Origin of the sequence: Pseudomonas putida (assembly GCF_001636055.1) — a bacterium.
Classification (GTDB): Bacteria; Pseudomonadota; Gammaproteobacteria; order Pseudomonadales; family Pseudomonadaceae; genus Aquipseudomonas; species Aquipseudomonas machongensis.
The window spans coordinates 388,453-408,107 of record NZ_CP011789.1 but is presented as its reverse complement, the minus strand read 5'-3'; the positions used below and the strand labels follow the sequence as shown (position 1 = coordinate 408,107).

General features: G+C 63.7%; 21 protein-coding genes. 7 read left to right on the top strand and 14 right to left on the bottom strand.

Going from position 1 to position 19,655, the window contains the following annotated elements; genetic code table 11:
• Nucleotides 1–22: 22 nt before the first annotated feature.
• Nucleotides 23–712 (bottom strand): phosphate regulon transcriptional regulator PhoB, encoded by a 690-nt coding sequence (gene phoB, locus AB688_RS01750; protein WP_003253341.1) that lies wholly within the window; start codon nt 710–712, stop codon nt 23–25.
• A gap of 170 nt (nt 713–882) precedes the next feature.
• Between phoB and AB688_RS01745 the strand changes: the two genes are divergently transcribed.
• Nucleotides 883–1,254, top strand: coding sequence for a hypothetical protein (locus AB688_RS01745; RefSeq protein ID WP_063541824.1), 372 nt, complete (start codon nt 883–885; stop codon nt 1,252–1,254).
• Between the two features lie 104 nt (nt 1,255–1,358).
• Here the strand turns inward: AB688_RS01745 and ubiA are convergent, their stop codons facing one another.
• Both ubiA and AB688_RS01735 read right to left on the bottom strand, forming a co-directional pair.
• Nucleotides 1,359–2,249 carry a 4-hydroxybenzoate octaprenyltransferase gene (ubiA, locus tag AB688_RS01740; protein WP_054894885.1) on the bottom strand — a complete coding sequence of 297 codons (891 nt, stop codon included), beginning with the start codon at nt 2,247–2,249 and terminating at the stop codon, nt 1,359–1,361.
• Nucleotides 2,249–2,806 (bottom strand): chorismate--pyruvate lyase family protein, encoded by a 558-nt coding sequence (locus AB688_RS01735; protein ID WP_063541822.1) that lies wholly within the window; start codon nt 2,804–2,806, stop codon nt 2,249–2,251. Before AB688_RS01735 ends, ubiA begins: the two co-directional genes overlap by 1 nt.
• Before the next feature lie 202 nt (nt 2,807–3,008).
• On the opposite strand from AB688_RS01735, the gene AB688_RS01730 reads away from it, so the two are divergent.
• From AB688_RS01730 to AB688_RS01715, 4 genes are all read left to right on the top strand, one after another.
• Nucleotides 3,009–3,176 (top strand): rubredoxin, encoded by a 168-nt coding sequence (locus tag AB688_RS01730; protein WP_011536423.1) that lies wholly within the window; start codon nt 3,009–3,011, stop codon nt 3,174–3,176.
• A gap of 30 nt (nt 3,177–3,206) precedes the next feature.
• On the top strand, nt 3,207–4,355 hold the full coding sequence (locus tag AB688_RS01725; RefSeq protein WP_063541820.1) for an NAD(P)/FAD-dependent oxidoreductase: 1,149 nt from the start codon (nt 3,207–3,209) through the stop codon (nt 4,353–4,355).
• A gap of 187 nt (nt 4,356–4,542) precedes the next feature.
• The gene (locus AB688_RS01720) at nt 4,543–4,842 is read left to right on the top strand and encodes an HU family DNA-binding protein (RefSeq protein WP_054894882.1); all 300 of its coding nucleotides are present in this window, start codon (nt 4,543–4,545) and stop codon (nt 4,840–4,842) included.
• A gap of 152 nt (nt 4,843–4,994) precedes the next feature.
• Nucleotides 4,995–5,372 carry a hypothetical protein gene (locus AB688_RS01715; protein ID WP_054894881.1) on the top strand — a complete coding sequence of 126 codons (378 nt, stop codon included), beginning with the start codon at nt 4,995–4,997 and terminating at the stop codon, nt 5,370–5,372.
• A gap of 39 nt (nt 5,373–5,411) precedes the next feature.
• Here AB688_RS01715 and AB688_RS01710 read toward each other — a convergent pair whose 3' ends face one another.
• The 6 genes from AB688_RS01710 to exbB form a co-directional block, all read right to left on the bottom strand.
• Nucleotides 5,412–6,815 carry an aminoacyl-tRNA deacylase and HDOD domain-containing protein gene (locus AB688_RS01710; protein WP_054894880.1) on the bottom strand — a complete coding sequence of 468 codons (1,404 nt, stop codon included), beginning with the start codon at nt 6,813–6,815 and terminating at the stop codon, nt 5,412–5,414.
• A gap of 80 nt (nt 6,816–6,895) precedes the next feature.
• Complete coding sequence (gene recG, locus AB688_RS01705; protein ID WP_063541818.1) at nt 6,896–8,974, bottom strand: ATP-dependent DNA helicase RecG; 2,079 nt, start codon at nt 8,972–8,974, stop codon at nt 6,896–6,898.
• Nucleotides 8,975–8,978: 4 nt separating this feature from the next.
• Nucleotides 8,979–9,905, bottom strand: coding sequence for a hydrogen peroxide-inducible genes activator (locus tag AB688_RS01700; RefSeq protein WP_054894878.1), 927 nt, complete (start codon nt 9,903–9,905; stop codon nt 8,979–8,981).
• A 93-nt stretch (nt 9,906–9,998) separates the two neighbouring features.
• On the bottom strand, nt 9,999–10,733 hold the full coding sequence (locus AB688_RS01695; protein ID WP_063541816.1) for an energy transducer TonB: 735 nt from the start codon (nt 10,731–10,733) through the stop codon (nt 9,999–10,001).
• Nucleotides 10,730–11,158 (bottom strand): TonB system transport protein ExbD, encoded by a 429-nt coding sequence (gene exbD, locus AB688_RS01690; protein ID WP_063541814.1) that lies wholly within the window; start codon nt 11,156–11,158, stop codon nt 10,730–10,732. The genes AB688_RS01695 and exbD overlap by 4 nt, the downstream gene beginning before the upstream one ends.
• 3 nt (nt 11,159–11,161) lie before the next feature.
• Nucleotides 11,162–12,124, bottom strand: coding sequence for a tonB-system energizer ExbB (exbB, locus tag AB688_RS01685; RefSeq protein ID WP_054894875.1), 963 nt, complete (start codon nt 12,122–12,124; stop codon nt 11,162–11,164).
• Between the two features lie 192 nt (nt 12,125–12,316).
• Here exbB and AB688_RS01680 point away from each other — a divergent pair, with 192 nt between their 5' ends.
• Nucleotides 12,317–13,168, top strand: a complete 852-nt coding sequence (locus AB688_RS01680) for an SDR family oxidoreductase (RefSeq protein ID WP_063541812.1) — start codon at nt 12,317–12,319, stop codon at nt 13,166–13,168.
• Between the two features lie 183 nt (nt 13,169–13,351).
• Here the strand turns inward: AB688_RS01680 and AB688_RS01675 are convergent, their stop codons facing one another.
• From AB688_RS01675 to AB688_RS01655, 5 genes are all read right to left on the bottom strand, one after another.
• On the bottom strand, nt 13,352–14,083 hold the full coding sequence (locus AB688_RS01675) for a hypothetical protein (RefSeq protein WP_063541810.1): 732 nt from the start codon (nt 14,081–14,083) through the stop codon (nt 13,352–13,354).
• Between the two features lie 55 nt (nt 14,084–14,138).
• Nucleotides 14,139–14,519 (bottom strand): RidA family protein, encoded by a 381-nt coding sequence (locus AB688_RS01670; protein ID WP_029612280.1) that lies wholly within the window; start codon nt 14,517–14,519, stop codon nt 14,139–14,141.
• A gap of 23 nt (nt 14,520–14,542) precedes the next feature.
• On the bottom strand, nt 14,543–16,651 hold the full coding sequence (gene spoT, locus AB688_RS01665) for a bifunctional GTP diphosphokinase/guanosine-3',5'-bis pyrophosphate 3'-pyrophosphohydrolase (RefSeq protein WP_054894872.1): 2,109 nt from the start codon (nt 16,649–16,651) through the stop codon (nt 14,543–14,545).
• 59 nt (nt 16,652–16,710) lie between these two features.
• Complete coding sequence (gene rpoZ, locus AB688_RS01660) at nt 16,711–16,974, bottom strand: DNA-directed RNA polymerase subunit omega (protein WP_003253383.1); 264 nt, start codon at nt 16,972–16,974, stop codon at nt 16,711–16,713.
• Nucleotides 16,975–17,190: 216 nt separating this feature from the next.
• Nucleotides 17,191–18,063, bottom strand: coding sequence for a LysR family transcriptional regulator (locus AB688_RS01655; protein WP_054894871.1), 873 nt, complete (start codon nt 18,061–18,063; stop codon nt 17,191–17,193).
• Between the two features lie 209 nt (nt 18,064–18,272).
• On the opposite strand from AB688_RS01655, the gene AB688_RS01650 reads away from it, so the two are divergent.
• Entirely contained in the window at nt 18,273–19,655 is a 1,383-nt protein-coding gene (locus AB688_RS01650) for a glutamine synthetase family protein (RefSeq protein ID WP_054894870.1), read from the top strand.

Here is a 19,655-nt window from a genome sequence, read left to right as displayed (position 1 = left end):
TGCAGTGAAGCGTGCGGGCGCGTCAGCTCTTGGTCGAGAAACGGTAGCCGGTGCCGCGGACGGTTTGTACCAGATTTTCGTAGGCTTCACCCAGCGCCTTGCGCAGGCGACGGATGTGCACGTCGACGGTGCGCTCCTCGACATAGACGTTGCCGCCCCAGACCTGGTCGAGCAGCTGGCCACGGGTGTAGGCGCGCTCCTGGTGGGTCATGAAGAACTGCAGCAGGCGGTATTCGGTCGGGCCCATCTCGGCGGGTTTGCCGTCGATGGTGACGCGGTGGCTGATCGGGTCGAGCAGCAGGCCGCCGACTTCGATCGGTGCCTCGCTGTCGCTCGGGCCGGTGCGGCGCAGCACGGCCTTGAGGCGGGCCACCAGCTCGCGGGGCGAGAACGGCTTGGTGATGTAGTCGTCGGCACCGACTTCCAGGCCCTGGATCTTGTTGTCCTCTTCGCCCTTGGCGGTGAGCATGATGATCGGGATGTCCCCGGTCAGCTCGTCGCGCTTGAGACGGCGTGCCAGTTCGATGCCGGAGGTGCCGGGCAGCATCCAGTCCAGCAGGATCAGGTCCGGCTTGCGGTCGACGATGATGGCGTGGGCCTGCTGGGAGTTCTCTGCCTCGAGGCAGTCGTAGCCGGCCATTTCCAATGCAACGGCGATCATCTCGCGAATAGGCGCTTCGTCGTCGACGATCAGAATGTTCCTGCCAACCATGCTCAAAACTCTCCCATCTATGATGTCTTGGCCCGCATTAGATAACGGAATTATTGCAGCTGTGTGACAGGGCGTTGGCCGTTCTGGCGACATTGCATGACTGCGCTAGGCTTCACAGGGCCGCTGCGGCGGTGTTTCTCCTTCTTCCCCCCGACACGATGGTGATTCCAATGACACGACATACGCTGAGCTGGATGGCCCTTTTCGCTGCGCTGGCATTGCCGGGGGTGGCGTCGGCGCACCACGCGATGGAGAAGGACGGCATGTGGGTCGACCATGCCGGCATGACCCTGTACACCTTCGATAAGGATGCCGGAGGCAAGTCGATGTGCAACGGTGATTGCGCAACCAACTGGCCGCCGCTGCTGGTCAAGGCCGAGGATGAAGCGGCCAAGGACAAGTGGACGGTGATCGAGCGCGATGATGGCAAGAAGCAGTGGGCCTATGATGGCAAGCCGCTGTACACCTTCATCAAGGACAAGAAAGCCGGGGACAAGACCGGTGATGGCGTGAAGGATGTCTGGCATATCGCCAAACCCTGACGCGTGGTCGGTCTTTGTGGGAGCGGGCTTGCCCCGCGATTGCGTCAGTGAATTCACCAGTGTAATCGCGCGGCAAGTCGCAGCGGCGAACCGCTGCGCTCCCTTCAGCGCAGCGCGTAGTCCAGCACCACGCCGATGAAGATCAGCAGGCCCGCCCAGTGGTTGTGCAGGAACGCCTTGAAGCAGGCATCGCGATCCAGCGTGCGGGTCGACCAGAACTCCCAGGCGAAGCATGCCAATGCGCCCAACAGGCCCAGGTGGAACCAGCCACCCAGTTCGAAGTGGTTGCCGGCCAGCAACAGGCAGCCGAGCGACAGCACCTGCAAGGTCAGGATGATCACCCGATCGGCCTCGCCGAAGAGGATCGCCGTGGATTTCACGCCGATCTTCAGGTCGTCGTCGCGATCGACCATCGCATAGTAGGTATCGAAGGCTACCGTCCACAGCAGGTTGGCGATGTACAGCAGCCAGGCCGCCGCTGGCAACTCACCCCCCGCGGCGGTGAAGGCCATGGGGATGCCCCATGAATAAGCGGCACCCAGCACCACCTGCGGGTAGTAGGTGTAGCGCTTCATGAACGGGTAGCAGAACGCCAGGGCAACGCCGCCAAACGACAGCCACACGGTGCTGGCGTTGGTGCACAGCACCAGCAGGAAACTGATGCCGGTCAGCACCACGAACAGCATCACCGCTTCGCGCGGCTTTATCCGGCCGCTGGCCAGGGGGCGATCGGCGGTGCGCTTGACGTGGCCGTCGACCTTGCGGTCGGCGAAGTCATTGATCGCGCACCCCGCCGCGCGCATCAGCGCAACTCCGAGGCCGAAGATCAGCACGTTGGCCAGGGTTGGTGCACCCTTGGCGGCGATCCACACGGCCGCGAGCGTAGGCCACAGCAACAGGTAGATGCCGATGGGACGGTCCAGGCGGCTGAGCTGGACGAAGTCCCAGGCTCTGGGGTGCAGGCGGTTGAGCGACTTGAGCAGCTGCAGGTACATCAGGGCGATACCTCCTTGTCCGCCTGCCACATCGCTGGCAGGAATACCTCGGCGACCAGCAGGTCCAGGCCATCGCGTTCGAAGCGCGAACGGCGGCCCCAGAGGTTGGCGCTGGCAACCTCCGTCGGCATCCACGCCTGTGGGTACGTACACACCTCGATGGGGTGGCGAATGAACGCCTGGTCGCAGAACAGCAATTCGCCGAGCGAGCGGCTGCCCAGGGTCTCCAGATCAAGACCGCCGCGCTCCAAGGCTTCGCGGCTGGCGACGCTGCGGGCGAATACCCAAGGCTGGTCATGGCCGCGCAGATAGACTTCACGCACCCAGCCCTGCGCGCCTGGCGCAAGATTCAGGGCGAGGCATTCGTCGTCACGCAGTGGTTGCCAGCCTTCGAACAGCGGCGTCACGCAGAAGTGGTCGTGGGAGAGGCGGGTCAGGCGACGGGTCAGGGAGCCTTCGTCGAACAGCCAGTCGAGGGTGCGCTGGTCGAGGTCGCTCGCCAGCTGTGAATACGCCAGCCACGCGACAGCGGCTGCTTGCGGGGATTCGTACGACACGTCGGTATGCTTGTTACATCCAGAGAGGCGGCGAGCTTAGCATGATTGCCGGGTTTGCTTGCATACTGCCGGCCGGGCCAGTACAAAGCCCGTCATGAATTGCGCGGTGAGTGCTTCGCGGGGCAGCCCGCTCCTAAGCAGGGGCGGGTTCAACCGTGAGAGGGCCATCAGCGGCAACACAACGCCTGACCGAGGAACCCTGATGAAGAAGTGGCAATGCATTGTCTGTGGCCTGATCTACGACGAGGCCGAGGGCTGGCCGGACGACGGGATCGCTCCAGGCACCCGCTGGGAAGACGTGCCGGAAGATTGGCTGTGCCCCGATTGTGGTGTAGGCAAGAGCGACTTCGAAATGATCGCCATCGGCTGATCGACGACCCCCTGCAAGAGGAAGCACGACATGACGTCCCCTGTGGTGATCATCGGCACTGGCCTTGCGGGCTATAACCTGGCCCGGGAATTTCGCAAGCTCGACGCTGACACGCCGCTGTTGCTGATCACCGCCGACGACGGTCGCTCCTATTCCAAACCGATGCTCTCCACCGGCTTTGCCAAGCACAAGCACGCCGACGGCCTGTGCATGGCCGAGCCGGGCGCCATGGCCGAGCAGCTCAAGGCCGAGATTCGTACCCATACCCGTATCAGCGGCATCGACCCTGGTCACAAGCGTTTGTGGATCGGCGAGGAGGCGGTGCAATACCGCGACCTGGTGTTGGCCTTGGGTGCGCAGACGGTACAGGTGCCGATCGAGGGCGACGGCACCGAGCTGGTCTTTCCGATCAACGACTTGGAAGACTACGCGCGCTTTCGTGCCGCCGCCGCGGGCAAGCGGCGCGTGTTGCTGCTGGGTGCCGGGCTGATCGGCTGCGAGTTCGCCAACGATCTGACCCTCGGCGGCTACCAGTGCGACGTGGTGGCGCCCTGTGAGCAGGTGATGCCGACCTTGTTGCATCCTGCTGCCGCCAGTGCGGTGCAGGCTGGCCTGGAAGGGCTGGGCGTGCGCTTCCATCTGGGCCCGGTGCTGACCCGCCTGCAGCGCACCGGCGGCGGTCTCGAGGCTCACTTGTCCGACGGCAGCGTGATTGCCTGTGATCTGGTGGTCTCGGCCATCGGCCTGCGACCGCGTACAGACCTTGCCGCCGCTGCCGGGCTGCAGGTGAACCGGGGGGTGGTGGTGGATCGCCAACTGCGGACCTCCCACGCGAACATCTTCGCCCTGGGCGATTGCGCCGAAGTGGATGGCATCAACCTGCTCTACGTCATGCCGCTGATGGCTTGCGCCCGCGCGCTGGCGCAGACGCTCGCCGGCAACCCCACGGGTGTGAACTATGGCCCGATGCCTGTCACGGTAAAGACGCCCGCGTGCCCGCTGGTTGTTTCGCCAGCACCGATGGGCCGAGAGGGAACCTGGCAGGTCGAAGGGCAGGGCAGCGACCTGAAAGTGCTGTGCTACAGCGCCGATGGCCAGTTGCTGGGCTATGCCCTCACGGGGTCGGCGGTGTTGGAAAAGCTGGCGCTGAATCGGCAGCTTCCGCCTCTAATGGCCTGAATGCCGTTCGAACTGTCGTATTTGGCCTGTTCTTGGCGCGACAATGGCCGCTCAGACACTGGCGCGGCCACGGTGAGCGTGCCATTCTCACTTCCGTCTGCCGCAGATTAGAGCCTGCGGCGCCTTGGGCGCTGCTTTCGCAGGTAGCACGGCATAACAACAAAAATCCCGTCAAAGAGGCTTCACTATGCGTAAACCAGAACTCGCCGCCGTCATCGCCGAAAAGGCCGATCTGACCAAGGAAAAGGCCAATCAGGTGCTGAACGCGATTCTCGACAGCATCACTGGCGCGCTCGACAAGGATACCGTCACCCTGGTCGGTTTCGGCACCTTCGAGAAGCGTCACCGCGGCGCGCGCACCGGCAAGAACCCACAGACTGGTCAACCGGTGAAGATCAAGGCCAGCAACACTGTTGCCTTCAAACCTGGCAAGAACCTGCGTGACAGCGTCAACGTTCCCGCCAAGCCAGCCAAGAAAGGCAAGTGATCGATTCCTGACACTCCAGTGTCATCCGAACGGGCGCCCCAGGGCGCCCGTTGTGCTTTCTGGCATGCAGAAACAATGCGGCGAGCTGGCGTAAAAAGTTTAAGAAAGGGATAAACTGCGCGCTTCAGTCATATTTCAATCGAGGCGCGCTGATGAAGTTTCGCTTTCTTCTCTGGGCCATGGGGCTGTTGATGGCCAGGGCCAGCCGTAACAACCCGGCGTTCCAGCAGCAACTGCGCGACAAGGACCTGGTGTTCCAGATGCAGACCTTGGATGGCAAAGTGGCCCGGCATTTCACGGTGAGTGGTGAGCGCATCAGCAGCAAGGGTGGCCTGCACCCTCAACCGGCCTTTGCCATCGCCTTCAAGGATGCCGCGTTCGGCTTTGCCACCTTGCAGGCTGGCAACAAGCAGTTGGCGTTCATGCAGGGGATTCAGGACAAGAACATCCAGATCAAGGGCAACCCGGCATTGGTGATCTGGTTTCAGGGGCTGATGAAATACCTCAAGCCTCGCAAGAAAAAGGCCTGAATCCGCCTGTGTAGGAGCGGGCAAACCCGCTCGTGCCAGTCAATGTGGGGCCTGGAACTGCGAGGCCAGTTCGCGCAGCAGCGCTTCGGCTTCCAGCACCTTGCTCACTACGTCCTCCGCCTTGTCGCGGGTCAGCCCAAGGCGTTCGAGCAGCGCCTCCGGAATTTCTTCCTGCGGCCCTGAGCCAATGCCCCGGGAACGCAACAGCGACGTGGCCAGGCACACGAGGTTCGGGTAGGCCGAATACTCACCTTCATAGCTCGGATCGTGCTGGAAGCGCAGCGCCGCGGACAGCTCATCCGGCATGTCCCACAGCTTCATCAGCCAGGCGCCGATCTGCTCGCGGCTGATGCCCAGCAGGTGCTGCTCGACATAGCTGTGGTACAGGTGCGGGTTGACCTCAAGATGACGACAGATCAACGAGAAATGCGGCGGGAACACGTGGGCCAGCAGCAGATAGCCGAAGTTGTGCAGCAGCCCCGCCAGGTAGGTGAGACCGGCTTCGGGGCGTTCGGCGCGCGGCATGGCGCGGGTCAGGCCTTCGATCACTGCGGCTGTGTAGATCGACTGCTGCCAGTAAGGCGTGGCCTGCTGCGGATGGTCTTTCGGTAGGCTCAGGGTCTTGCCCAGGGCCAGGCCCAGCGCAAGATTGATCACCAGGTCGAAGCCCAGCACGCGAACGATGGCATCTTCCACCGAGCGGATCTTGCCGGGTGACGCGTAGTAGGGCGATGCGGCCCAGCTCACCACCTGTGCGGCCAGTGCCGGGTCGGTTTCGACCACGCCGGTGATGTCGTCAACGCTGGCGTTGGGGTCGACGCGCAGCTTGATGATCTTCTGCGCGGTGTCGGCCAGTGGCGGGATCTCGATGGTCTGCTCCAGGCGCTGCTGGATGCGGCGGGCAGTGAAGGCCTGGACCGCGTTGGAGATTTCCTTGGTGTCGTCGTGGGGGCGGTCGAGGTTGCGCTGGATGCTTTCGACTTCAAGACCAAAGCTTCCGGCGCTGGCCTTGCTCAGCATGCGCTTGAAGTTGTCGCGGGCCACTTCCAATAGCAGCCCAGCCTCACCGGACTGGATCAACAGGCTATCGGCGTTGAGCAGCCGTTCGTCGTACAGGCACGGTGAGCTGGTCAGGGCCGGGATTGCCGGCAAGGCCTTGAGCTGGTGCTTGTCGAGCATCTTCTTCAATCGCTCCAGCGGCACGGCCTTGAGTTTGCGACCGGTCAGCTCTTCCAGGCGCTGCAGGTCCAGCAGATGGCTTTGTGGGAACAGCACCATGAGCGCGCCGACCTCATCGTCCAGCAGAACGGCCTGGACGCGCGATTTCGCGGGCAGCCGCGGGTGTTCGGACACCTCGCGATAGGCTACGCCGAGCTTTTCCAGCAGCAGTCGGATGACCGACGGAGCGTGCGGGGTTGCGGTGTCCAAGGCCACTTCAGTCATGGGCTGTTTCCAAAGGTGTCTTTTTAAACGCGAAGTATAACCATCCTGAGCCCCGAGCTGGGGCACGAATGGGACCGGTGTCACACTTGGCCGTATTGTTGGCCGTGACGCAGCCACCGATCCAGTAGCGGGCTGACATGATCGGGCCAGCGTGCCAGCAATGCCTGTGCGGCGTCGCGTACTGCGGGCAGCAGGTCGGCGTCACGCATCAGGTCGGCGACCTTGAATTGCAGCAGGCCGGTCTGGCGGGTGCCGAGCATTTCGCCGGGGCCGCGCAGCTCAAGATCCTTCTCGGCGATGACGAAGCCATCGTTGGTCTCGCGCATGATCCCTAAGCGTTCGCGGCCGATCTGTGACAGTGGCGGGTGATAGAGCAGCACGCAATGGCTGACGGCGCTACCCCGACCGACCCGGCCACGCAGCTGGTGAAGCTGGGCCAGGCCCAGGCGTTCAGGGTTTTCGATGATCATCAGGCTGGCGTTGGGCACGTCCACCCCCACCTCGATCACCGTGGTGGCCACCAGCAATTGCAGATGGCCGGCCTTGAACTCGGCCATCACCGCGGCTTTTTCCGCAGGCTTCATGCGCCCGTGGATCAGGCCCACACGCAGCTCGCCGAGCGCGCTGCCCAGCTCTTCGAACGTACTTTCGGCGGCCTGGCAGGTCAGCTCCTCGGATTCCTCGATCAGGGTGCACACCCAGTAGGCCTGGCGCCCTTCGGCGCAGGCAGCGCGGACCCGCTCGACCACCTCGAAGCGGCGACTGTCGGCCACCAGCACGGTATTGACTGGCGTTCGGCCGGGCGGCAGCTCATCAAGAATGGAGGTGTCGAGGTCGGCGTAGGCGCTCATGGCGAGCGTACGCGGGATGGGGGTGGCGGTCATGATCAACTGGTGCGGACACAGCGTGCCGTTCACGCCCTTCTTGCGCAGGGCCAGCCGTTGCTGCACGCCGAAACGGTGCTGCTCGTCGATGATCGCCAGGGCCAGGTGGCGAAACTTCACTTCTTCCTGGAACAGCGCATGGGTGCCGACCACCATGGGGGCGCCGCCGGCGATTTGCTCCAGCGCACTGGCGCGAGCCTTGCCTTTGAGCTTGCCAGCCAGCCAGGCGACTTCTATCCCCAAGGGTTCGAGCCAGCGCTTGAAGGTGATGTAGTGCTGTTCGGCGAGGATCTCGGTGGGCGCCATCAGCGCGACCTGGTAACCGGCCTCCAGCGCCTGCAGCGCTGCCAGCGCGGCAACCACGGTCTTGCCGGCACCCACGTCACCTTGTACCAGTCGCATCATCGGCTCTGGCTGGCTGAGGTCATAGGCGATCTCGTTGCCTACCCGCTGCTGGGCACCGGTGGGAGTGAATCCGAGGTTGGCCAGGTACTGCCCGGGCAGGCGGCTGGCCTTGGGCAGCACCGGGGCACGCAGGGCACGCAGGCTCTCACGCAGACGCTGCTGGGAGAGCTGGTGCGTGAGCAGTTCCTCGAATGCGAGGCGGTGCTGGGCCCAGTGCTGGCCTTCGGCAAGTTCGTCGAGGTCGGCGTCGGCGGGTGGGTTGTGCAGGTAGCGGATAGCGTCGTCCAGTGGCGCCAGGTGATAGTCGCGGGCCAGCTCATCCGGCAGCCAGTCGGGCAGGCTGCGCGGGCCGAGCTTGCTCAGGCTGAGCTGGCAGAGCAGGCGCAGACGCTGCTGGGTGAGGCCTTCGGTGGTCGGGTAGATCGGGGTCAGGGTCTGCTCGACGGGCGGTGGCGGTTCGTCGCCGTTGAGCGCGCGGTATTCCGGATGATAGATCTCAAGGCCAGAGGCTCCGGGGCGTGCCTCACCGTAGCAGCGCAGGTGGGTGCCACGCTTGAGGCCTTCTTTCTGCGCATTGCTGAAGTGATAGAAGCGCAGGCTCAATACGCCCGTGCCGTCACCCAGGCGTACCACCAGGCTGCGGCGTTTGCCCATGGTCACGTCAGCACCGCTGACCACGCCCTCGATCACGGCGTCCTGACCCGGACGCAGGGCGCCGATCGGTACGACGCGGGTGCGGTCCTGATAGCGCAGTGGCAGGTGGAACAGCAAGTCCTGCAGGCTTTCCAGGCCGACCTTGGCGAGTTTTTCCGCCATCGCCTCGCCGACGCCCTTGAGCTCGGTGACCGGGACCTTCGACAACTCCGTCATGGCATCAGGCCGGCTGTGGCGCAGGCGCCTTGGCGACCGAACAGAGGCGGATCGAATCGGCGAGGATCTCGATTGCCTTTGGCCGCGGGAAGCTGGCGCGCCAGGCGATGGCAACGGTTCGGAACGGCGCAGGCGCTGTCAGTGGACGCACTTCGATGACGCCAGGGGCGTAGTGATGACTGTGCACCGCCGACAACGGCAGGATCGAAACACCCAGGCCCGAGGCGACCATATGACGGATGGTCTCCAGCGAGCTGGATTCGACCGTGGTGTGCTTCGAGGCATCGTTACCCTTGTTCAGGGTCGGGCAGGCTTCGAGTACCTGGTCGCGGAAGCAGTGACCTTCGCCGAGCAGCAGCAGGCTCTTGTCGTTGAGCAGGGCGGTGTCGATGGTCTTCTTGGCGGTCCAGGGGTGGTCGGCCGGCATCAGCGCGCAGAATGGCTCATCGTACAGCGGTAGCGTCAGCACGTCGGCCTCGTTGAACGGCAGCGCGATGATGACCGCGTCCAGTTCGCCGTTGCGCAGTTTCTCGCGCAGCACGTGGGTGAAGTTCTCTTCGATGTACAGCGGCATCTGCGGGGCAACCCGGTGCAGCTGTGGAATCAGGTGCGGAAACAGGTAGGGGCCGACGGTATAGATGGCGCCGACTTTCAGTGGAGCAGTGAGCTGGTTCTTGCCGGCCTGGGCCAGTTCGCGGATGCCTTGGGCCTGCTCGAGCACCTTCTGCGCCTGGGCGACGATGCTTTCGCCGACCGGTGTCAGGCGTACGGCGCTCTTGCTGCGTTCGAAGATCAGCACGCCCAGCTCGTCCTCAAGCTTCTTCACCCCGACCGACAGGGTCGGCTGGCTGACGTGGCAACGCTCGGCGGCATGGCCGAAGTGCTGCTCCTGAGCGAGTGTGACGATGTAGCGGAGTTCAGTGAGGGTCATAACGTGCGTCCATGAAGTTGCGGCCCCAGCATAGCGGGTGCAATCGATAGACGCACGTTATCAGACTTGCGGTTTTGTGACAGATGCAATGTATCAGCGCTTGTCCAACGAGTAGACGAAGGGCGCCACTACCTCGATCGTGCCATTGTTCAACAACTCCGCAGGCGGTTTGGGTACCGTGCCGGCGCGGCGGATCATGTCCATCGTCGCGCGGTCCAGTGCAGCACTGCCTGAGCCTCCTGCCAGTGAATACGACAGCACCTTGCCCTCGGCATCGACCACGAAGCGCAGCCGGTTGATCCCTTGCAGGCCACGGCGACGTGCGTCTTCCGGGTACTTCTTGTACTTCGCCAGGTGACGCAGCAGGTCGCTTTGCCATGTCGGCAGGGCGTTGCTGTTGGAGGCGATACTCGGCTGCGGCGCTGCCGACTTCTGCGGCGGAGCGTTGCTTGGCGCGGTATCGGCCACTTGTTCCTTGGCCGGTGGTTCGTCCTTCGGCGGCTCAGGCTTTTTCTCGGGCTTGGGCGGCTGGGGCTTGGCCTTCGGCTTGGGCGGCTTCGGGATCGCGATCTTCGGTTTCGGAGCCTCCACCAGCTTGGGCAGCGGTGGCTCTTCGACCGGCGCAGGCGGCTGTGGAGCAGCTTTCGGTGGCGGCGGTGGCGCAGGCTCGGGGACCGGTGCCAGCTCGACCATCATCGCTGCCGGCGGCAGCTCGATGGCCTGGGGCACCGACCAGTTGAGCGTCAGCACTACGGCGATCACGTGCACACCGAGCACGGCTGCCAGGCTGGCACCGTAGCGCACCAGGTTGGAGCGCTTGTTCGTCATTTCTTGGCTGCCGTCTCGAGTCCGACCAGACCGACCTTGAGGTAGCCGGCCGCGCGCATGGTGTTCATCACTTCCATCAGGTCGCCGTAGTCAACACCCTTGTCGGCCTGGAAGAAGATGGTGGTTTCCTTGTCGCCCTTGGTCTTGGCGTCGAGCATCGCGCCAAGCTGTTCGGGCAGGGCCACCGCGTCATCGCCGACGTACACCTTCTTGTCGGCCTTGACGCTGACGAACACCGGTTTCTCGGGCCTCGGTGCAGGTTTTGCGGTCGAGGCTGGCAGGTCGACCTTGATGTCGACCGTCGCCAGTGGTGCGGCAACCATGAAGATGATCAGCAGTACCAGCATCACGTCGATGAACGGCGTGACGTTGATTTCGTGGTTTTCGGCGAGGTCGTCGCCACCTTCGTTGAGATGCAGGCCCATGGCTTACCCCACTTTCACCATGTGCGGGGCGGCGCGCTCGCCAGCCTGATGGTCCAGGTCACGGCTGACCAGCAGCAGGACCTGCGCCGAGGCGTCGGAGACCTGCGCCTTGTAGCCGGCGATGGAACGGGCGAAGACGTTATAGATGACCACGGCCGGAATCGCGGCGACCAGGCCCAGGGCGGTGGCCAGCAGGGCTTCGGCGATGCCTGGGGCAACGACGGCGAGGTTGGTGGTCTGGGTCTTGGCGATGCCGATGAAGCTGTTCATGATGCCCCACACGGTGCCGAACAGGCCGACGAATGGCGCGGTGGAGCCGATGGTGGCCAGCACGCCGGTGCCGCTGCTCATGTTGCGACCGCTGGCGGCGACCAGGCGCTCCAGGCGGAAGCTGACGCGTTCCTTGATGCCTTCCTTCTCGCGGGTGTTGGCCGACAGGCGCATTTCCTCGAGGGCGTCGTGGATCAGGGTATGGGCCAGGGTGCCCTCCTTGTCGGCGACGCTGCTGGCTTCTTTCAGGCTGGCAGATTTCTTCAGCAGGGCGATTTCACCGCGCAGGCGGCGCTTGGCGCCCATCAGCTCGAAGCCCTTGGCGATCCAGATGGTCCAGGTGATGATGGAGGCGATGGCCAGGCCGATCATTACCGCCTTCACGACGATATCGGCGTTCTTGTACATGCCCCATGGGGACAGGTCGTGGGCCATGCCCAGCGAGGTGTCTTCGACCAGTGCTTCGACGTTCTCGTTTGCTGGTGCCTGGGCCTCGGCGGGCTCAGCGGCGTTCGCGGGGGCTTGGCCAGTGGCGGCCGGGTCAGCCGGAGCGACTGCAGCAGGAGGGGTGGCGCCGTTGGCGGCAGGCTCTTCAGCCATGGCGGCCGGGGCCAGCACCAGGCTGAACAGCAGCGCGGCGATGGCGCGCCAGGCGCGCGATGTGGTTGGCGAAGCGGAAGGTTGAGTACGAGTCATGCTGGCCGGACCTGATGAAGAAAAATGAGGTGGTGTTCTCCATGGCCTCGAGGCGGGCCGAGAACTGATCAGGGCGCCATTATTGCAAGTAATTCTTGTTAACAAAAGTAATAGAGTAACTTTTTTTACGCTTTGGATAGCCGCTGATCGTCTAATACGGCTAGCCTGGGCCTTTCGTTCTGGAGTGAAGTGATGTCGGATCTGTCCGCGATGATCGTAGGTTGTGGCGATGTAGGCAGCCGCCTGGCCCGGCAACTGCTCGCCCGCGGCTGGCAGGTACATGGGCTGCGTCGCACGGTGGGGCAACTGCCTGCAGGCGTTCTGCCGGTGGCGGCCGATCTGTCCGACCCCAGCATTCCTGCAGGTTGGCCCGAGCGTTCCCCGGATTATCTGGTGTATTGCGTGGCGGCCAGCCAGCACGATGAAGCCGGTTATCGGGCCGCCTATGTGGAGGGTTTGCGCCACGTGCTGAGCTGGTTGGCGGACAAAGGGCAGCACCCGCGCCGCTTGCTGTTCGTGTCCAGCAGCAGCGTCTATGCGCAGCAGGGCGGCGAGTGGGTCGAGGAGGGTGCGGCCACCGAGCCCGAGGGGTATTCGGGACGGATCATGCTGGAGGCCGAGCGCTTGGCGCTCGAGAGTGGGATTCCCACCAGCCTGGTGCGCCTGACGGGGATATATGGCCCCGGCCGCGAGTGGCTGCTTAGCCAGGTGCGCCAGGGATATCGGGTGGCCGAGGAGCCGCCGCTGTACGGCAATCGCATTCATGCCGAGGACGCGGCCGGTTTGCTGGCGTTCCTGCTGCAGGCAGACGCGGACGGGGTGGCGCTGCAGGACTGCTACATCGGTGTCGACGACGATCCGGCCCCGCTGGCCGAGGTGGTGGCCTGGCTGCGCCAGTACATGGGCGTTACCGAGTGGTCTGACGAGCAGCGCGTGCGCCGCACCGGCAGCAAGCGCTGCAGCAACGCGCGGGCACGGGCGCTGGGCTGGGTGCCGCAGTATGCGAGCTACAAGGAAGGGTACGCGGCGATCCTGAAAGGCTGAAGCCAAGCCTCGACTACCGGTGTCGAGGCTGGCCGGGTACCCGTAGGAGCGGGCTTGCCCGCGAATCGGATACCGCGCTGCATGGCACCGGCTTCGCCGGTGATCGCGGGACAAGCCCGCTCCCACAGGGATTGGGCTGGTCTTTAAATTTTGGACGAGACAATTGCTCCTGCAAGTAGTGGATCAGTCGCGCTCAAGCACCCACTGCCGCGCGCCAGCCGCGAGTTCTGGCATTTCGTCGGGCTGCGCACGGTTGACTGCACGGAAGATCTCCAGCTTGTCGTCATCACGCTTGAACACCCAGGGGGCGCCGCGTTGGTCGCGCTCCAGCCAGAGGCTGTCGTTGTCGCCGCCCATGGTCGCGCAATCGCCGGCCAGGCAAAGGGCGTAACGGTCCAGATCGGGCAAGCCGGTCACGCCGCCGTCGTCGGCGAAGCGGACCTTGGCGCCCTGGCCTGGGCCTTCGACGATTTTCCATTCGCCACCCAGGTACGCCTTGTACAGCGCCTTCTCGAAGCTGCCACCCAGCGGTGCGTCGGCGGGTGTCGGGGGCTTGCTGCGCACGAAGGTCTGCTTGGCGCCGGAGGCGTCGGTCGTTTGCAACTCGTCGCCATCGAGGCTCAATTGCTCGCTCTGGCCGCCTTCGAAATTGGCTTGCCATTGCTTGTCCGCCGCGACGAGGCTGCCCTCAGCGGCTTCGAAGCCATTGCTGTAACGGGCTTGCTGGCTGGCGACGTCAATCTTCCATTCGAACACCGGACCATGGCTGGACAGCGCCTTGCGCAAGCTGTCGCCCTTGACGGCGGCGTCGATGGCATCCTGGTTGATCCAGGTACCGTTGAAATCTTCAGGTTTGTGGCTGGCGCAGCCGCCCAGAAGCAGGGCTGCCAGCGCGAGAGGCAGGGCATGACGCATGGTGGGAACCTTCAGGAAGGAAAGGCGGCAGGCCGGGCGCCCGCCGCCTGGGGCATCACTCGATGACGAGGATGGCGTCCATCTCGACTTGCGAGCCCTTTGGCAGGGCAGCCACGCCAATCGCGGCACGGGCTGGGTAGGGCTGCTCGAAGTAGCGACCCATGACCTCGTTGACCTTGGCGAAGTGGCTCAGGTCGGTGAGGAAGATGTTCAGCTTGACGATATCCTTGAACGAACCGCCAGCGGCCTCGGCAACAGCCTTGAGGTTTTCGAAGACCTGCACGGTCTGTGCCTCGAAGCCTTCAACCAGCTCCATGGTCTTGGGATCCAGAGGAATCTGGCCCGACATGTAGACGGTGTTGCCAGCCTTGATCGCCTGGGAGTAGGTGCCGATGGCGGCAGGGGCCTTGTCGCTGTTGATGACGGTCTTGGTCATGTTGACTCCTTGCGGTTGACGGACTACGCACGCGTTCGGGTGATGCGGACCACGCCGGTCAGGGTGCGCAGCTTCTTGATCACGCGAGCCAGGTGCACGCGGTCGCGCACGCTGACCACCAGTTGGACCACGCTGACGCGACCGTCGCGCTCATCCATGCTGATCTTCTCGATGTTGCCGTCGGCGGCGTTGACGCTGCTGGCCAGCAGGGCGATCAGGCCGCGCTGGTGTTCCAGTTCGACGCGCAGTTCGACATTGAACTCGCCGGTGACGTCCTTGGCCCAGGAGAGCTGCAGGCACTTCTCCGGGTTGTGTCGGATTTCACTGATGTTGCGGCAGTCTTCCAGGTGCACGACCATGCCCTTGCCCGCCGACAGGTGGCCGACGATGGGGTCCCCCGGGATCGGCGTACAGCACTTGGCGTAGCTGAGCACCAGGCCTTCTGTGCCGCGGATCGCCAGCGGGCCCTCTGGCGATGGTAGTTGCTCGCCTTCGGCCGACAGCAAGCGGCGTGCGACCACGTAGGCCATGCGGTTGCCCAGGCCGATGTCTTCGAGCAGGTCTTCGACGAGCTCCAGGCGGTATTCGGTGAGGATGGCCTGGACGCGCTCGGCGGCGATCTTGTCCAGGCTGCTGTCGAAGCCTGTCAGCACTTTGTTCAGCAGACGTTCGCCGAGGCTGATGGATTCGGAGCGGCGCTGCTGTTTGAGCGCATGGCGAATGTGCGTGCGTGCCTTGCCGGTAACCACGAAGTTGAGCCAGGCCGGGTTTGGGCGTGCGCCCGGTGCACTGACGATCTCGACCGTCGAGCCACTTTGCAACGGCTCGGAGAGCGGTGCCAGGCGACGGTTGATGCGGCAGGCGATGCAGCTGTTGCCGACGTCGGTGTGCACCGCGTAGGCGAAGTCGACGGCAGTGGAGCCTTTGGGCAGCTCCATGATCCGGCCTTTGGGCGTGAAGACATAGACCTCGTCCGGGAACAGGTCGATCTTCACACTCTCGATGAACTCCAGCGAATTGCCGGCCCGCTGCTGCAGCTCGAGGATGCCCTTGACCCATTGACGGGCGCGGGCGTGGCTGCCCTTGGGCTGTTCTTCCTCGTTCGACTTGTACAGCCAGTGCGCGGCGATGCCGTTGTTGGCCATCTCTTCCATTTCGCGGGTGCGGATCTGGATTTCGATGGGCACACCGTGCATGCCGAACAGCGTGGTGTGCAGCGACTGGTAGCCGTTGGCCTTGGGAATCGCGATGTAGTCCTTGAAGCGCCCCGGCAGCGGCTTGTACAGGTTGTGCACGGCACCCAGCACGCGGTAGCAGGTGTCGACCTTGTCGACGATGATGCGGAAGGCGTACACGTCCATGATCTCGTTGAAGGCGCGGCGCTTGCCGCGCATCTTCTTGTAGATGCCATAGAGGTGTTTCTGCCGGCCGCTGACCTCGCCCTCGATGCCGTCCGCCGCCAGGCAGTTGGCCAGCGAGGTCTCGATCTTGGCGACGATTTCCTTGCGGTTGCCGCGCGCGCTCTTCACCGCCCGGTGAATGAGCGAGGAGCGCATGGGATGCATGGCCTTGAAACCAAGATCCTCGAACTCCACGCGCACGGTGTGCATGCCCAGCCGATTGGCGATGGGGGCGTAGATCTCGAGGGTTTCCTTGGCGATGCGCCGGCGCTTTTCACCGGACAGCACTTCCAGGGTGCGCATGTTGTGCAGGCGATCGGCCAGCTTGACCAGGATCACGCGGATATCGCGGGCCATGGCCATGGCCATTTTCTGGAAGTTCTCGGCTTGCGCCTCGGCCTTGGTCTCGAAATTCATCTGGGTCAGCTTGCTGACCCCGTCGACCAGCTCGGCGACGGTTTCGCCGAACTGCTGGCTGAGGGCTTCCTTGGCGATGCCGGTATCTTCGATCACGTCGTGCAGCATGGCGGCCATCAGGCTCTGATGGTCCATGTGCATGTCGGCGAGAATGCTGGCGACTGCCAGCGGATGGGTCACGTAGGGCTCGCCACTGCGGCGGCGTTGCCCGTCGTGTGCCTGTTCGGCATAGAAATAGGCCCGGCGAACAAGATTGACCTGTTCGGGGCCCAGATAGGTCGACAGCCGCTCGGCGAGGGCTTCTATACCCGGCATGGTTTCACCTCTTGCAGAGGAAGAGGATCGTGTGCCGCGCGACGTCGACCGGGCATGAATCAGACGGCCTCGTTGTTCTCGTCCTCGAACGCAGCGAACACCGGATCCTCGGTGACGATCTCTTCGGCGGCGATAAATTCATTGGTCACGATGCCTTCGGCAATTTCGCGCAGGGCGACGACGGTTGGCTTGTCGTTTTCCCACGCCACGCGTGGCTCCTTGCCGCCGGTGGCCAGTTGGCGGGCGCGCTTGGTCGAGAGCATGACCAGCTCGAAGCGGTTATCCACGTGTTCCAGGCAGTCTTCAACAGTTACGCGGGCCATGGTCTTCCTCAGTAGCAGATGCGATTAGCGTGCAGCCCAGAATGGGCAGGCGGACTCGATAGTTTAAAAAATCACCAGCCAATAGGGAAGGGCTGTTTTGTCTGGTGATCCGTGTCACCTGCTCGTGGGGGCGGGCTTGCCCGCGAAAGGGCCGTAACAGACAGCCTCTCGCTTGAACATGACGATAACGCTTCCCGTCCCGCGAACACAACAGCTTCAGCGCATCGCGTCGCGCAAGCGTGGGGTCAGCTCCTCGAACAAAGTCTGTACCGAACGCAGCGCTCGACAATCGGGGCGGGTCAGCAGCCACAGTTGGGTGTCACAACCTGGCAGCGCGCCGCTCAAGGCCTCGACGCCAGGCAGGGTGTCGACCATGTAGTCGGCCAGCGCCGCCACTCCCATGCCGGTGCTGACCAACTGAGCAATGGTCGACATGCCACTGCACTGGTAGCGTGGGATCAGGTCGGGGTGCTGCTGGTTGCGCCAGACTACCGTGGGGTGGTCCTGCATGGCGTCGTCAGGGGCGATCCACGGCACGCTGTTTGGCGACTCGGCCAGGCGCTCGCGAAACTCCGGGCGTCCGCAGATTACATAGGACGTCGAGCCCAGGCAGCGTCCGACCAGATGCTCCGGCGGTGTGTTGGTCAGGCGCAGGGCGATGTCGGCGTCGCGTCGGCTCAGGTTGGCGAAGGTGTTGGAGGTGCCCATTTCCAGCGACAGCGCGGGGTAGTTGGGCATGAATTCGGCCAGTGCGGGCAGCAACAGGCTGTGCAGCACGGCTTCGGTGCAGGTCAGGCGTACCGTACCGCTGACCACCTGCTCGCCGCTGGTCAGGGCGATGCGCGCGGCGTCCAGCGCCTGCTCGGCCCGTTCAGCCTGTTCGGCCAGGGCCTGTGCGGTGTCGGTTGGCAGGTAGCCCTTGCGGCTCTTGACGAACAGGGCGGTGCCCAGCGCCGACTCCAGTCGCCGGATCGAGCGAAACACCGTCGAAACATCGACCTTGAGCAGCTCGGCGGCCTTGGCCAGTGAGCGACCACGTTCCAGCGCCAGGACCAGGGCGAGGTCCGCGTGATTGATCTGATATTGCATTTGTGCACGCTCTGCTTGCCGATTTGCCAATGTCTGTTGCACTGGAGCCCACTTTATAGTGGAACGGCCCCCGGGAATCAATGCACCGGGCGAGCCACAGAATTTCCCCACGATGGGGCAGTGAAAAGAACAACAGCAGCAACCATCGTCGCCCTCGAGGCGCCAGCCATATCCCCACATCGCCGCTCCGAATCAAAGGATGTACAGCCATGACGTCGGTCTCCCCGTGCGCCCGTTCTTCCCGCGAGATGAATGAATTCCTGGAAGCCCACCCGGACACACAGTACGTCGATCTGTTGATCTCCGACATGAACGGCGTGGTGCGTGGCAAGCGCATCGAGCGGGCCAGCCTGCACAAGGTGTACGAGAAGGGCATCAACCTGCCGGCTTCGCTGTTCGCCCTGGATATCAACGGCTCGACCGTCGAAAGCACGGGCCTCGGTCTGGATATCGGCGATGCCGACCGCATCTGCTATCCGATCCCAGGCTCGCTCTCCAACGAGCCCTGGCAGAAGCGGCCGACGGCGCAGTTGCTGATGACCATGCACGAAATCGAAGGCGAGCCGTTCTTCGCCGACCCGCGTGAAGTGCTGCGCCAGGTGGTGAGCAAGTTCGATGCGCTTGGCCTGGATATTTGCGCAGCGTTCGAGCTGGAGTTCTACCTGATCGACCAGGACAATCTGAACGGTCGGCCGCAGCCGCCACGCTCGCCGATCTCGGGCAAGCGCCCGCAGTCCACCCAGGTCTACCTGATCGACGACCTGGACGAGTACGCCGACTGCCTGCAGGACATGCTCGAGGCCGCGAAGGAGCAGGGTCTGCCGGCGGATGCGATCGTCAAGGAAAGTGCCCCGGCGCAGTTCGAGGTCAACCTGCATCACGTCGCCGATCCGCTCAAGGCTTGCGACTACGCGATCCTGCTCAAGCGCCTGATCAAGAACATCGCCTACGACCACGAGATGGACTCGACCTTCATGGCCAAGCCCTACCCGGGCCAGGCGGGCAACGGCCTGCACGTGCACATCTCGCTGCTGGACAAGAAAACCGGCAAGAACATCTTCGCCAACGACGATGCGCTGCAGAGCGAAACCCTGCGTCACGCCATTGGCGGTGTGCTGGAAACCATGCCGGCGTCGATGGCCTTCCTGTGTCCGAACATCAACTCTTACCGCCGCTTTGGTGCTCAGTTCTATGTGCCGAACGCCCCGAGTTGGGGCCTGGACAACCGCACCGTCGCCCTGCGCGTGCCCACCGACAGCAGCGATAACTTGCGTATCGAGCACCGCGTCGCAGGTGCCGATGCCAACCCTTACCTGATGCTTGCCGCGATTCTCGCTGGTATCCACCACGGCCTGACCAACAAGGTCGAACCCGGCGCGCCGATCGAGGGCAATTCGTACGAGCAGCTTGAGCAGAGCCTGCCGAACAACCTGCGTGATGCCTTGCGAGCGCTGGATGACAGCGAGGTCCTCAACCAATACATCAGCCCGGAATACATCGACATCTTCGTGGCCTGCAAGGAAAGCGAGCTGGCGGAGTTCGAAGTGTCGATCTCCGACCTCGAATACAACTGGTACCTGCACACGGTGTAA

Bases quoted from the DNA above. Each gene is read 5' to 3' on its own strand.
- AB688_RS01720 (WP_054894882.1), top strand. From the start codon at position 4,543: ATGCGTAAACCAGAACTCGCCGCCGTCATCGCCGAAAAGGCCGATCTG.
- exbD (WP_063541814.1), bottom strand. From the start codon at position 11,158: ATGGGCCTGCATCTCAACGAAGGTGGCGACGACCTCGCCGAAAACCAC.
- AB688_RS01710 (WP_054894880.1), bottom strand. From the start codon at position 6,815: ATGACTGAAGTGGCCTTGGACACCGCAACCCCGCACGCTCCGTCGGTC.
- AB688_RS01725 (WP_063541820.1), top strand. From the start codon at position 3,207: ATGACGTCCCCTGTGGTGATCATCGGCACTGGCCTTGCGGGCTATAAC.
- AB688_RS01670 (WP_029612280.1), bottom strand. From the start codon at position 14,519: ATGACCAAGACCGTCATCAACAGCGACAAGGCCCCTGCCGCCATCGGC.
- ubiA (WP_054894885.1), bottom strand. From the start codon at position 2,249: ATGTACCTGCAGCTGCTCAAGTCGCTCAACCGCCTGCACCCCAGAGCC.
- recG (WP_063541818.1), bottom strand. From the start codon at position 8,974: ATGACGGAGTTGTCGAAGGTCCCGGTCACCGAGCTCAAGGGCGTCGGC.
- exbB (WP_054894875.1), bottom strand. From the start codon at position 12,124: ATGACTCGTACTCAACCTTCCGCTTCGCCAACCACATCGCGCGCCTGG.
- AB688_RS01730 (WP_011536423.1), top strand. From the start codon at position 3,009: ATGAAGAAGTGGCAATGCATTGTCTGTGGCCTGATCTACGACGAGGCC.
- AB688_RS01675 (WP_063541810.1), bottom strand. From the start codon at position 14,083: ATGCGTCATGCCCTGCCTCTCGCGCTGGCAGCCCTGCTTCTGGGCGGC.
- AB688_RS01715 (WP_054894881.1), top strand. From the start codon at position 4,995: ATGAAGTTTCGCTTTCTTCTCTGGGCCATGGGGCTGTTGATGGCCAGG.
- AB688_RS01695 (WP_063541816.1), bottom strand. From the start codon at position 10,733: ATGACGAACAAGCGCTCCAACCTGGTGCGCTACGGTGCCAGCCTGGCA.
- phoB (WP_003253341.1), bottom strand. From the start codon at position 712: ATGGTTGGCAGGAACATTCTGATCGTCGACGACGAAGCGCCTATTCGC.
- AB688_RS01655 (WP_054894871.1), bottom strand. From the start codon at position 18,063: ATGCAATATCAGATCAATCACGCGGACCTCGCCCTGGTCCTGGCGCTG.
- spoT (WP_054894872.1), bottom strand. From the start codon at position 16,651: ATGCCGGGTATAGAAGCCCTCGCCGAGCGGCTGTCGACCTATCTGGGC.
- rpoZ (WP_003253383.1), bottom strand. From the start codon at position 16,974: ATGGCCCGCGTAACTGTTGAAGACTGCCTGGAACACGTGGATAACCGC.
- AB688_RS01745 (WP_063541824.1), top strand. From the start codon at position 883: ATGACACGACATACGCTGAGCTGGATGGCCCTTTTCGCTGCGCTGGCA.
- AB688_RS01680 (WP_063541812.1), top strand. From the start codon at position 12,317: ATGTCGGATCTGTCCGCGATGATCGTAGGTTGTGGCGATGTAGGCAGC.
- AB688_RS01700 (WP_054894878.1), bottom strand. From the start codon at position 9,905: ATGACCCTCACTGAACTCCGCTACATCGTCACACTCGCTCAGGAGCAG.
- AB688_RS01650 (WP_054894870.1), top strand. From the start codon at position 18,273: ATGACGTCGGTCTCCCCGTGCGCCCGTTCTTCCCGCGAGATGAATGAA.